Source organism: Paraburkholderia phytofirmans PsJN (assembly GCF_000020125.1).
GTDB classification, from domain to species: domain Bacteria; phylum Pseudomonadota; class Gammaproteobacteria; order Burkholderiales; family Burkholderiaceae; genus Paraburkholderia; species Paraburkholderia phytofirmans.
Genome location: NC_010676.1, coordinates 1,130,299 through 1,141,699 on the forward strand (window position 1 = coordinate 1,130,299; position 11,401 = coordinate 1,141,699).

The 11,401-nt window shown below is 66.2% G+C and carries 10 protein-coding genes and 2 riboswitches; of the genes, 5 read left to right on the top strand and 5 right to left on the bottom strand.

Annotated elements, in window-relative coordinates; genetic code table 11:
• The first annotated feature begins 57 nt into the window (after nucleotides 1-57).
• From BPHYT_RS24795 to BPHYT_RS24810, 4 genes are all read left to right on the top strand, one after another.
• Nucleotides 58-795: a response regulator transcription factor gene (locus BPHYT_RS24795; RefSeq protein WP_012426866.1), complete on the top strand. Its 738-nt coding sequence runs from the start codon at nucleotides 58-60 to the stop codon at nucleotides 793-795.
• Complete coding sequence (locus BPHYT_RS24800; protein ID WP_012426867.1) at nucleotides 792-2,246, top strand: FecR domain-containing protein; 1,455 nt, start codon at nucleotides 792-794, stop codon at nucleotides 2,244-2,246. Before BPHYT_RS24795 ends, BPHYT_RS24800 begins: the two co-directional genes overlap by 4 nt.
• Before the next feature lie 66 nt (nucleotides 2,247-2,312).
• On the top strand, nucleotides 2,313-4,802 hold the full coding sequence (locus tag BPHYT_RS24805) for a CHASE2 domain-containing protein (protein WP_012426868.1): 2,490 nt from the start codon (nucleotides 2,313-2,315) through the stop codon (nucleotides 4,800-4,802).
• The gene (locus BPHYT_RS24810) at nucleotides 4,799-5,443 is read left to right on the top strand and encodes a DUF4136 domain-containing protein (protein WP_012426869.1); all 645 of its coding nucleotides are present in this window, start codon (nucleotides 4,799-4,801) and stop codon (nucleotides 5,441-5,443) included. The genes BPHYT_RS24805 and BPHYT_RS24810 overlap by 4 nt, the downstream gene beginning before the upstream one ends.
• 12 nt (nucleotides 5,444-5,455) lie before the next feature.
• Here BPHYT_RS24810 and bluB read toward each other — a convergent pair whose 3' ends face one another.
• From bluB to cobA, 5 genes are read right to left on the bottom strand one after another with little or no spacing between them, the layout of a single operon-like run.
• The gene (bluB, locus tag BPHYT_RS24815; RefSeq protein WP_012426870.1) at nucleotides 5,456-6,115 is read right to left on the bottom strand and encodes a 5,6-dimethylbenzimidazole synthase; all 660 of its coding nucleotides are present in this window, start codon (nucleotides 6,113-6,115) and stop codon (nucleotides 5,456-5,458) included.
• The gene (locus BPHYT_RS24820) at nucleotides 6,099-7,397 is read right to left on the bottom strand and encodes a cobyrinate a,c-diamide synthase (RefSeq protein ID WP_012426871.1); all 1,299 of its coding nucleotides are present in this window, start codon (nucleotides 7,395-7,397) and stop codon (nucleotides 6,099-6,101) included. The genes bluB and BPHYT_RS24820 overlap by 17 nt, the downstream gene beginning before the upstream one ends.
• Before the next feature lie 3 nt (nucleotides 7,398-7,400).
• Nucleotides 7,401-8,003, bottom strand: a complete 603-nt coding sequence (gene cobO, locus BPHYT_RS24825; RefSeq protein WP_012426872.1) for a cob(I)yrinic acid a,c-diamide adenosyltransferase — start codon at nucleotides 8,001-8,003, stop codon at nucleotides 7,401-7,403.
• Nucleotides 8,000-8,488 carry a cobalamin biosynthesis protein gene (locus tag BPHYT_RS24830; protein ID WP_012426873.1) on the bottom strand — a complete coding sequence of 163 codons (489 nt, stop codon included), beginning with the start codon at nucleotides 8,486-8,488 and terminating at the stop codon, nucleotides 8,000-8,002. Before BPHYT_RS24830 ends, cobO begins: the two co-directional genes overlap by 4 nt.
• Nucleotides 8,485-9,261, bottom strand: coding sequence for a uroporphyrinogen-III C-methyltransferase (gene cobA / locus BPHYT_RS24835; RefSeq protein ID WP_041759586.1), 777 nt, complete (start codon nucleotides 9,259-9,261; stop codon nucleotides 8,485-8,487). The genes BPHYT_RS24830 and cobA overlap by 4 nt, the downstream gene beginning before the upstream one ends.
• A 239-nt stretch (nucleotides 9,262-9,500) precedes the next feature.
• Nucleotides 9,501-9,750: riboswitch (cobalamin riboswitch) on the bottom strand.
• 67 nt (nucleotides 9,751-9,817) lie between these two features.
• Nucleotides 9,818-10,110, top strand: a riboswitch (cobalamin riboswitch).
• A gap of 197 nt (nucleotides 10,111-10,307) precedes the next feature.
• Between cobA and cobW the strand changes: the two genes are divergently transcribed.
• Nucleotides 10,308-11,399 (top strand): cobalamin biosynthesis protein CobW, encoded by a 1,092-nt coding sequence (gene cobW / locus BPHYT_RS24840; protein WP_012426875.1) that lies wholly within the window; start codon nucleotides 10,308-10,310, stop codon nucleotides 11,397-11,399.
• The last annotated feature ends 2 nt before the right edge of the window (nucleotides 11,400-11,401 follow it).

Consider the following 11,401-nt stretch of genomic DNA (forward strand, 5'->3'; position numbering starts at 1 on the left):
GGTCATCTGCCGGCTAGCCGGCCACCAGTTACGAATGATGTCGCGTTGCGGGGTGTTATGAGAATTGCTGTCCTGGATGACGATTCGGCTCAGGCCGACCTGGTTTGCCAAACGCTGTCGGCGGCGGGCCATATCTGTCACGCATACGGTGCGGGCCGCGAACTGGTGCGGCAGTTGCGGCGCCAGACATTCGATCTGCTGGTGCTCGACTGGAATGTGCCCGACATGTCGGGCGAAGAGGTGCTGCGCTGGGTGCGCGAAAGCCTCTCCGAGCGTCTGCCGGTGCTGTTCATGACGAGCCGCGGCCGCGAAACCGACATCACGTCGATTCTCAACACGGGCGCGGACGACTACGTCGTCAAACCGGTGTCCGCAGCGGTCTTGCTGGCGCGCGTCGGTTCACTGTTGCGTCGCGCGTATCACCTCAAGCCGCCCGCGGCGAAGGAAGTCTTCGGCGAATTCGAGTTCGATCTGGGCGCCAAGCACGTGGTGGCGCGCGGCACGACGGTCGCCGTCACGCAGAAGGAATTCGAACTCGCGCTTCTGCTGTTCCAGCATCTGAGCCGGCCGCTGTCGCGCGCGCATATTCTCGACGTGATCTGGAAGCAGGCGACCGACATTCCGTCGCGCACCATGGACACCCACGTGTCGATGCTGCGCAGCAAGCTCGGCCTGCGCCCGGAGCAGGGCTATCGGCTGACGCCGATTTACGGCTATGGTTACCGGCTGGAGCGAATCGATTCCGCCACGCCGCCGGCAGCGGCCGGCGAACGCCCCGAAGCGGGGGAGGCGTGACGCTTTCCGTCGCTGGGGCAGCGCGTGGTTGCCTGATCTCGCCGGCCCGCCGCAGCGGCGTATGGATCGCGGCCGCCGGCCTGCTCGTGATGACCTGTTTCGCGCCGGTGTCGGCGTCCGCGCAAGCGTCGCGCGCGCCGAAGCCGCGTGCGAAAGCCGCCGCGCCGGCCTATGTCTCGTATCTGACCCACGAAGGCGATACGCTTTACGAGATCGCCGGCCGCTATATGCGCGACCCGAGCGATTGGGCCGTGCTGAGCCGCCTGAATCATGTGCCCGCGCCGCGCCGCTTGCCGGCCGGCATCGCACTGCTTCTGCCCGCCGACAAGCTCAAGCAGGAACAGGAATCCGCTCGCGTGATCGCGACCAGCGGACCGGCCGAGCACGCCTTCGGCAAGAACCCTTACGTGCCGCTTGCCGAAGGCGCGACGCTCGGCGAAGGCGACCGGGTGCGCACTGGCGACAACGGTTTTGTCACGCTGGAATTGCCGGACGGCTCGCATGTCACGATTGGACAGAACGGCTTGCTGGATATCGGCACGCTGAGGCGCACCACGCTGACCGGCGCCGGCGATCGCCTGCTCGAACTGCGCAACGGCGAAGTCGAAAGCCAGGTCACGCACGCGACCAAAAAGGACGACCGCTTTCAGATCCGCTCGCCATCCGTCGTGGCGGGCGTGCGCGGCACGCGCTTCAAGGTCGCCTACGACGGCGGCGCGCAAACCACCGCGGTGGAAGTGCTGGACGGCGCGGTCGGCGTCGACCCTGCCGCACTCGGCGGCCGCGCTTTCACGCCGCCGCCCGGCGCGCCGCTGCAGGCCTCCTCGCAACTCGTGAAGGCGCGCTTCGGCAGTGTGACGCGGGCGGGCGGCGCGATCGGCGATCCGGTCGAATTGCTGCCCGCGCCGGCGCTCACGCAGCCGGCCAGGGTGCAGGACGGCAAAACGGTGGCGTTCGACCTCGTGCCGGCCGACCGCGCGGTGGCCTACCGCATGCAGATCGCGCGCGACGCCGACCAGCTCGACCTGATTCGCGACCAGCGCGTGAGCGAACCGCACGCGGATTTCGGCGACCTGGCCGACGGCACCTATTTCGTACGCGTCGCCGCGATCGACGCTCACGGCCTCGAAGGCTTGCCGCAGGTGTACGCGTTCGAACGCCGCCAGCTCGGTTTGGCCGCCTCGGCGAAGCAGCGAGCCGGCAGCCGCGACTATGAATTCCGCTGGTTCGTCAGCCGTGGCACGGTCGAGACGCGCTTCCGTTTCGTGCTGGCGAGCACGGCCGATCTGCGCCATCCGCTCGTGGACCGCACCGATCTGTCGGGCGGTCAACTGATCGTGAGCGACCTGCCGGCCGGCGTCTATTACTGGACGATCGTCGCCGAGCAGTTCGAGAACGGCCGCTTCTATGAAAAGAGCAGCGCGGTGCGCTCGTTTACGCTTGCGCGCTGACGCTGGTAGATTCACGGGGCTGAGCCATGCGTCAGCCCGCTTCCTGGTATCGAACCAAGCCACCCTTTGCCGACCACACCTACGCTTCTGAGCCTCGATCCGCGCGCCCGTCTCGGACGGCGCGCCGGCCGCCGCTTCCTGATCGAATGGGTGGGCATCGGCTGTCTCGGCATCGTGGTGATTCTGCTCAGTTCGCTCGGGCGTCTGAGCGCGAGCGTCGATCATCTGGTCTACGACCGCTTGCTGAGCCTGCGTGCGCAACCGCTGCTGCGCGATATCGTGGTGGTCGAAATCGACAACGCGAGCATCGCGCAACTCGGCCGCTGGCCATGGCCGCGCAGTGTTCACGCGAAGCTGCTGGAACAGATCGCCGGCGCGCAACCCGCCGCGGTGATCTACGACGTGCTGTTCACCGAAGCCAATCCGCAAGACGCCGAACTCGCCCGCGCGATTGCGCTGAGTCCAACCTATCTGCCGATCTTGCTCACTGCGCCCGATGACAGCGGCCGCCGCGTCGTGGTCGAGCCGGTGGCGCCGCTCGCGCATGCGGCGGCGGGGCTCGGCCATATCAATCTCGAAGTCGACAGCGACGGCATCGTGCGCAGCGTCGCGCGCTATGAGGGCGACGCTGACTCACGCTGGCCGCAGTTGATGGTGCCGGTCGCCCAGGCGGTGGAGCACGGCTCGCTCCATCTGAACGGCTCGCAGCGCGGCCGCGCTTTGCCCGCAGCCGAAACCGACCCCGCCGCCGACGACGGCGGCGAAGGCCGTTTCCTGATCCCATTCGGTCCGAACGCGCAGAACTACACGAAGCTGAGTTTCGCGCGCGTGCTCGCCGGCGACGTGCCGCCGGAGCAGTTGCGCGGCCGCATCGTGCTGATCGGCGTGACCGCGTCCGGCTTGTACGACCGTTTCGCGACGCCGGTGTCCGGCAAACTCGGCCCGCTGCCCGGCGTGTACATCCACGCGAACGTGCTCGACACGCTGCTCACCGGCCGCGAGATCGAGCCGGTCTATCCGTGGATTCTGTTCGCGGTGTCGCTCGCGCCGCTTGCCGCGTTACTGGCCGGATTTCTGGTGTTGTCGCCGCGCCGTTCGTTGCTGCTGACCGGCGCCTTGTGTCTGCTCGCGGCGGCCGGCAGCGCCGCCTTGCTGTACGGCGCGCGGCTCTGGATGTCGCCGGTGCCGGCAATCGTCGGTCTTGTGGCCGTGTATCCGATCTGGAACTGGCGGCGCCTCGAAATGACGATGGCCTATCTGCGCGGAGAACTGCAGCGTCTCGCCGACGAACCCCATCTGCTGCCGGAAACGCCGCAGCGCCGCCGCGAGTTCGGCGGCGACGTGCTGGAGCAGCATATGGCGCTGATGGCGCAGGCCGCGCAGCGCGTGCAGGACATGAAGCGTTTCGTGTGGAACAGCCTCGACAGCATGCCCGAGCCGATCCTCGTGAGCGACGTACGCGGCGTCGTGCTGATCGCGAATCATGCCGCCAAGGCGCATTTCGCGCGCCTCGGCGCGCCGCTGCCTGAAGGCCGTCCGATGCAGGCCGTGCTGGGCGGTCTGACGCTCGTGAAGACGATCGACACCGATGCCGCGTCGGACGCCGAAAACAGTCTGCTCGCCCGCGCGCACTGGCCGGCGCCGCTCGATCCCACGCGGCACGAATTCGCCGCGCTGATGGCGCACGGCGTCGAGGTGCGCGACGTCGAAGAGCGCGATCATTTGCTGCGCTACGCGAACTGCACCAACGCGCAGGGCGAGACCACCGGCTGGATCGCGGGCCTCGTCGACGTGTCGGCCTTGCATGCGGCCGAGCGTCAGCGCGAAGACGCGCTGCGGCTCCTCTCGCACGACATGCGTTCGCCGCAGGCATCGATTCTCGCGCTGGTGGAGATCGAGCGTGCCCGCCGCGAGCCGGTGCTCGCGCGCGGTTTGCTCGAGCGCATCGAACGCTACGCGCAGCGTGCGCTGACGCTGGCCGACGACTTTGTGCAACTGGCGCGCGCCGAATCGCAAACCTATGTGCTCGAACCGGTGAGTCTCGCTGAGTTGCTGATCGACGCGAGCGACGAAGTCTGGCCGCAGGCACACGCTAAGCGCATCACTCTGCACACGGAGACGGGCGCTGCCGACGCTGCCGACGACGACTGGATCTGCGCCGACCGTTCGCTGATGACGCGCGCGCTCGTCAACATTCTGAACAACGCGGTCAAGTACAGCCCGCCGGATACGCGCATCGTGTGCAGCCTCGCGAGCCTGACGCCGAAGGGCGTGCCGGCGGCGAAGCGCGTGTCGTGCACGATTCGCGATCAGGGCTACGGCATTCCGAAAGACCAGCAGGCGGGGCTGTTCGAGCGCTTCCGGCGGTTTCACGAAACCGAGCGGCCGGAAGTGGGCGGCGCGGGGCTCGGCATGGCCTTCGTCAAGACGGTCGTCACGCGTCATGGCGGCGATGTCGAGGTGGCCAGCGAACCCGGCCAGGGCACGGCATTCACGATCTGCCTGCCGGTGCTCGAAGACGCACAATCGGGCGCCGCTTTCACGCCGCGCCCATGACGTATGAACATGCACTTTATCGAAGCGAGAAGATGGTGAAAGCAATCCTGATCTGTGCCGCGCTAGCCGCGGCAAGTCTCACCGGTTGCGCGGGCCTGAGCGCCGATGTGCATACCGCCGACGCCACCAACGCGGCCGCCGCGCTGCAAGGCGAGCGGACTTATACGATCGCGCGCATGCCGTCGCAGGAAGCCGGCGCGGATCAACCGCAATTCGAGAGTTTGTTGGTGAACGAGTTGGCGAAGCAGGGCTTCGTCGCGACGACGGCTGGAACCGCGCGCTATCTGCTCTCAGTCGCCTACGACACGCGGCCGGCGACGATCGTCGTCAATGAAAACGGCTGTGCATCAGGCGACTGCCGACGCGGGCCCGCCGCGCCATTCTCGCTGTTCGGCGGTCCCGCGTACCAGCATGCGCTGACGCTGCGGTTTTTCGAGCGCGCGAGCGGACACGAAGTCTACAAAGTCAGCGCGGTGAGCAGCGATCGCGACGCGGACCCGCTGCACGCCATGCCGACGCTCGTCAAAAGCGCGCTCGCCAGATTTCCCTTCGATGCGCCGCCGGATTGGCGCGTGAAACTGCGCGCCGACGAAACTGGCGGCGTGCCGACGGTGACGTCGGTGAAGCCGCTTCAGCCGTAGCGCGCGTCGAGTTCATTTCGGCGCATCGTTGTCTTCGGGCCAGCGGTTTTCGAACACGCAATCGGCGAGCGGCACACGGCTCGCCCAGCGTTCGGTTTCCAGCATCGGCTCGCTATAAAACCGGTCGACGTGGCCGAGACACAGAATCGCCACGGGACGCGCGCCCTCGGGCATGCGCAGCAGTTGGCGAACCGCGTCGACGTCGAATAGCGATACCCAGCCCATGCCGAGACCTTCGGCGCGCGCGGCGAGCCACATGTTCTGGATCGCGCAGGCCACCGACGCGAGGTCCATCTCCGGCAAGGTGCGGCGGCCGAAAATGTGACGTTCGCGGCCGTCCATCAGCGCCATCACCAGCAGTTCGCCGCACTCCAGCATGCCTTCCACTTTCAGCTTCATGAACTCTTCGCGGCGTTTGCCGAGCGCATCGGCGGTGGCGAGCCGTTCGTTTTCCACCGCGTCGTGCAGGGCCGTGCGCAGCGCGGGATCTGTGATCCGCGCGATCCGCCACGGCTGCATGAAGCCGACGCTCGGCGCGTGATGTGCGGCGTCGAGCAGGCGCTGCAACACGGCCGGATCGACCGGATCGCGCACGAAATGGCGCATGTCGCGGCGTTCGTAGATCGCGCGGTAGACGGCGTCGCGCTCGGAATCGTTAAAAGGCTTCGCCATGGAACAGGGCGGCCGTGAAGGCCGGGTTGGAGGGCCAATAAGCGTGCATGTAAGTCGCCACGATCGAGCCGGCGCGATAAACGGCCTCGCCGGGTGCGTCGCCCTGCGGCCTTGTGGCCGAGCGCAGCGGCGTGAGCGAAGTGTTCAGCTTCGAGTAGTGAAATGTGTGGCCGGTCATCGGCCCGTGCAGGCTGTCGATCTGTTGCATGCCGAGCGCGGTGAAGCGTGTTTGCATCGTCGCGTGGCCGGGCAGCAGGCCGAGCATCGGCGTGGTCACGCCGTGCGTGTCGGTGAGTTGGTCGAGCAGATAGAGCATGCCGCCGCATTCGGCGACGAGCGGTTTGCCGGCGGCCGCGTGCGCGTGAATGCTTGCGGCGCTGCGGTTGTTGTTCGCAAGCGCTGCGGCATGCAGTTCCGGGTAGCCGCCTGGAAGATACACAGCGTCGGCGTGTTCGGGTAGTGCCTCGTCCGCGAGCGGCGAGAAGAAGGCCACTTGCGCGCCGAGTACTTCCAACAGCGCGAGGTTGGCCGGATAGATGAACGAGAACGCGGCGTCGCGCGCAACAGCGATCGTCTTGCCGTCCAGCAGGCGCGGCAGGACCTCGGGTGTGGGCGCGCCGAACTCGACAGGCGGCGGCAATTCGGCGAGCGCGGTGCGGCCTAACGTGTCAGCGGCGTGATCGAGGCGCGCGTCGAGGTCGTCGATTTCATCCGCCTGATGCAAGCCGAGGTGACGATCGGGCAACGTGATTTCATCGCTGGCGGCGATGTGCCCGCACCAGCGCAATGCCGGTGACAACGCTTCTTCGAGCATCTGCGCATGCCGTGCCGAACCGACGCGATTGGCGAGCACGCCGTAAAACGGCACCTGCGGCCGGAATTGCGCGAGACCGAAAGCGACTGCGCCGAAGGTCTGCGCCATCGCCTTCGCCGAAATCACCGCGAGCACCGGCACGCCGAACGTGGTGGCGAGATCGGCGCTGCTCGGCGTGCCGTCGAACAGACCCATCACGCCTTCGATCAGGATCAGGTCGGCCTCGGCGGCCGCTTGCGCGAGCAGCGTGCGGCAGGCGGCTTCGCCCACCATCCATAGATCAAGCGAGAGGACCGGCGCGCCGCTCGCGCGCGCCAGAATCATCGGGTCGAGAAAATCCGGTCCGGTCTTGAAGACGCGCACGCGCCGCCCCAGCCGCCGATGGTAGCGCGCGAGACCCGCAGTGATCGTGGTCTTGCCTTGACCCGACGCGGGCGCGCTGATGAACAGGGCGGGGCACGCGGCCATCGCTCAGAACTCCACGCCGCGCTGCGCTTTCACGCCTTGCTCGCGATACGGATGCTTGACGATGCGCATTTCGGTGACGAGGTCGGCGGCTTCGATCAATGCGTCCGGCGCGTGACGGCCGGTCACCACCACGTGCAACATCGGCGCGCGCGCGTTGATTACCGACAGCACTTCGTCGAGCGGCAGGTATTCGTACTTGAGCACCGTGTTCAGCTCGTCGAGGATCACCATCTGGTACTCGCCGCTTTCGATCATGCGGCGCGCTTCGTCCCAGCCTTTGCGCGCGGTCGCGATGTCGGCGTCGCGGTTCTGCGTGTTCCACGTGTAGCCGTCGCCCATCGTGACGAAATCGCAGTTGGCGATCGCACCGAGAAAGTCGCGCTCGGAAGTGTGCAGCGCGCCCTTGATGAACTGCACGACGCCGAGACGCATGCCGTGGCCGAGCACACGCACGGCCATGCCGAACGCAGCGGTGGTTTTGCCTTTGCCGGTGCCGGTGTTGACGATCAGCAGGCCTTTTTCGACGGTGGCATTGGCCTGTTTTTTCTCGTGGCCCTCGCGGCGGCGCTCGGTCATGCGTTGATGCGATTCGGGATCGGTCTTCATGGCAGGTCCTGTTTCTGTGTGTCGTTGTCTGGGTGTTCGGCTTGAGCGGACTGAGCGGCTTGAGCGGTGGTTGAGGCGATCGCCACGGTCACGCCTGCATAAACGGTTTTGCGCACGAGGAGTGTGGCGCGAGGCGCATTGCCTATGACAGATTCACTAAGCCCGGCCCCGCCCCCGGCGTCGGCCGCCGCGCCAAGCAGCGCGCATGGCTCGCAGACGCCGTCCACGCCGAGGTGCTCGCGCGCTGACGCCGAAGGCACCGCGACGGGCATCGCCGCGATCTGTTCAAGGCTGAAGAATGTCAGCGGCAGCGCGTGCCGCGCGCAGAATTCGAGCAAGCCAGCTTCGCGGGCTTTGCTATCGAGCGAGGCGACGGTACGGATTTCGTCGAACGAATGCGCGCCGAGCGCGGCGCGCACAGCGGCTTCGATCTGCTCAGCCGGGCTGTGCAAACGGCAACCGATGCCGACGCTAAGCGTTTTCATCGCGGATCCGTTCCTTCCGTGCGCGGCGTCGCGGCAAGTTCCGCATGTGCCTCCTCTCGCGCCAACGCAAGCGACGCCACCCCGCCGATCACCACGATCGCCGGCGAGCCGAGCCCGGCACGCGCGACGGTGGCGGCAAACTCACCAAGCCGCGCGAGCGCATGGCGTTGCTCGGGACGCGTGGCCGATTCGATCGCCGCGCACGGCGTGTCGGCGCTCATGCCGGCCGCCAGCAGCGCGCCGACGATATCGTTGAGCCGCCGCATACCCATATAGATCACGAGCGTCATGCGCGTGGCCACGAGCGCGGCCCAGTCCGGCTCGCCGCTGCCCGCGCCGTGCCCGGTGACGAACACCACGCCCTGCGCGTGATCGCGATGCGTGACCGGAATCCCGATTGCCGCGGGCGCCGCGATGCCCGCCGTGATGCCGTTGATGACTTCCACCTCGATACCCGCCGCGTGCAGCGCCTGCTGTTCTTCGCCGCCACGGCCGAATACGAACGGATCGCCGCCTTTCAAACGCGCGACGCTACGCCCGGCCCGCACATGTTCGAGCATCTGCGCGACGATGCCTTCCTGCGGTGTGGACGGATGACCGCCGCGTTTGCCCACGTAGACGACCAGCGCGTCGGCGCGCGCGAATTGCAGGACCTCGGGATTCACCAGATCGTCGACCAGCACGACATCGGCTTGCGCCAATGCAAGGGTGGCCTTGATGGTCATGAGTTCGACGTCGCCGGGGCCGGCGCCGATCAGCCAGGCGCGGGTCATCGCGGCGTGCATGGCGGGCGCCATGTCCTGACAAGCGGGAAAGAGTAAAACGCGAAGGGTCGCCAGACGGCGGACTTTGGGGTCATGCAGTGCTACGGATTCAGGCACGGCGCAATGCGTGGTTCGCAGCGAATTTCACACGAAACTCGCCGACACGGACACACTGCGTCGTGCTTCAGCGCCTTCACATCCGTCCCTCGCGGATTCCGGCGGTCGGCGGCGCGATGATGCCTTGAGGTTCGCCGCCTCCGCGTCTGGCCGGTATCCGGGCTGGCGGCCTCACGCGCTTTGCCTTCCCGTCCGCATTCGCTGGAAATTGCCGGACAGTGGCTTAAAAAACGCATGCGCGGCGCAAGTCGATTCAACATCGCGCCGCAGGTCGCTTACCGTTGCGGGGACAGCACAGGTTGGGCGCTCTGAGCGCTGCCTGTTTCCCGTTTAACTGCACACGCGAATGCATGTGCGGGCACCAAACGCGCGCATACGATAGCACATGGCGCCCCGCCCGATAAGCGCTTGCGGCTTGCGTTTCCTTGACGGCACAGGGCTGCGGGCCTACACTCGCACGCACTTTGGTGCTCGTGTGCGCGCTCGTGCGCATGCAGTTAAACGGGAAACAGGGTGCCCACCTGCCATGGATCGGGTCAACCTGTGCTGCCCCCGCAACGGTAAGCGAAATGTGGTGCTGATTGCAGTGTTCAACGCAGTCGATCGGCACCGCGGAGCCGGCTTCGATGTCCACGCGCAAGGCCGCGTCGGCATATCACCACTGGGCGAGAAACCACTCGCCCGGGAAGGGGAAGCGGCGCTTTCGCCAGCCCGGATACCGGCCAGATAACGAAGGGCGAACGCCGCGGGGATGCGGCGCTGCGTTCATGATCTCATTCCCGCTTTCTGTTTTCTGTTTTCTGTTGTCGCGGCAACGCCGTCGTTCGTCCCCGTGTTTTGATATTGTCGTGGCTGGCCGGGCGTGTGCTCCGTTTGCCCCGGCATAAGCCGAAAAACACGCCGGCGTGCACGTGCAACTCCTACGGATGGACCTCACGATGCAAACTCAAATGCGCAAGATCCCCGTCACCATCGTCACGGGCTTTCTCGGCAGCGGCAAGACCACGCTGCTGCGGCATATTCTTCAGCATGCGGGCGGCAAGCGCATCGCGGTGATCGTCAACGAATTCGGCGAACTCGGCATCGACGGGGAAATCCTCAAGGGTTGCGGCATCGGTTGCGATGAAAACGGCGTCGAGACCGAAGGCCAATTGTATGAACTCGCGAACGGCTGCCTGTGCTGCACCGTGCAGGAAGAGTTTTTCCCGGTAATGGAAAAACTCGTGGAGCGCCGCGAGCAGATCGATCACGTGTTGATCGAGACCTCGGGCCTCGCGTTGCCGAAGCCGCTGGTGCAAGCGTTCAACTGGCCGCAGATCAAGAACAGCTTCACCGTGGACGCCGTGGTCACCGTGGTGGACGGCCTGGCCGCCGCGAGCGGCCAGTTCGCGGACAACCCCGTCGCCGTGGATGCGCAGCGCAAAGCCGATCCGAATCTCGATCACGAGTCGCCGTTGCACGAATTGTTCGAAGATCAATTGTCGGCGGCCGATCTGGTGATTCTGAACAAAACGGATTTGCTCGACGACGCGCAGCAAAGCGCGGTTGAAGTTTCGATCCGCGAAGAAATTCCGCCGCAAGTGAAAATCGTTCGCGCACACATGGGCCAACTCGATCTGCATACGTTGCTGGGCCTCGAAGCGGCGTCGGAAGACACGATCCACTTGCGCCACGATCACCACGGTTCAGCCGACGACGCCGACCACCATCACGACGAATTCGACTCGGTGGTCGTGCAGGCGAACGCGTCGTCGCGCGAGGCGGTGATCGCCGCGTTGCAACAGCTGGTCGAGACCAACACGATCTATCGCGTCAAAGGCTTCGCGGCGCTGCCGGGCGCGGCGATGCGTCTGGTGATTCAAGGCGTTGGGCGCCGCTTCGACAGCTATTTCGATCGACGCTGGCAGGCCGGCGAAAGCGGCCCGAGCCGCTTCGTGCTGATCGGTGAAGACCTCGATCAGCCCGCCTTGCAGCTTGCATTCGACGCGGCGCTCGGCGTGCCGTCGAGTGCCGAAACGCAACAGGCGTAAGC

Excerpts from the sequence above, each read along its gene's own strand:
- BPHYT_RS24795 (WP_012426866.1), top strand. The coding sequence starts at position 58 with ATGAGAATTGCTGTCCTGGATGACGATTCGGCTCAGGCCGACCTGGTT.
- BPHYT_RS24810 (WP_012426869.1), top strand. The coding sequence starts at position 4,799 with ATGACGTATGAACATGCACTTTATCGAAGCGAGAAGATGGTGAAAGCA.
- bluB (WP_012426870.1), bottom strand. The coding sequence starts at position 6,115 with ATGGCGAAGCCTTTTAACGATTCCGAGCGCGACGCCGTCTACCGCGCG.
- BPHYT_RS24820 (WP_012426871.1), bottom strand. The coding sequence starts at position 7,397 with ATGGCCGCGTGCCCCGCCCTGTTCATCAGCGCGCCCGCGTCGGGTCAA.
- cobO (WP_012426872.1), bottom strand. The coding sequence starts at position 8,003 with ATGAAGACCGATCCCGAATCGCATCAACGCATGACCGAGCGCCGCCGC.
- BPHYT_RS24830 (WP_012426873.1), bottom strand. The coding sequence starts at position 8,488 with ATGAAAACGCTTAGCGTCGGCATCGGTTGCCGTTTGCACAGCCCGGCT.
- cobA (WP_041759586.1), bottom strand. The coding sequence starts at position 9,261 with ATGACCCGCGCCTGGCTGATCGGCGCCGGCCCCGGCGACGTCGAACTC.
- cobW (WP_012426875.1), top strand. The coding sequence starts at position 10,308 with ATGCAAACTCAAATGCGCAAGATCCCCGTCACCATCGTCACGGGCTTT.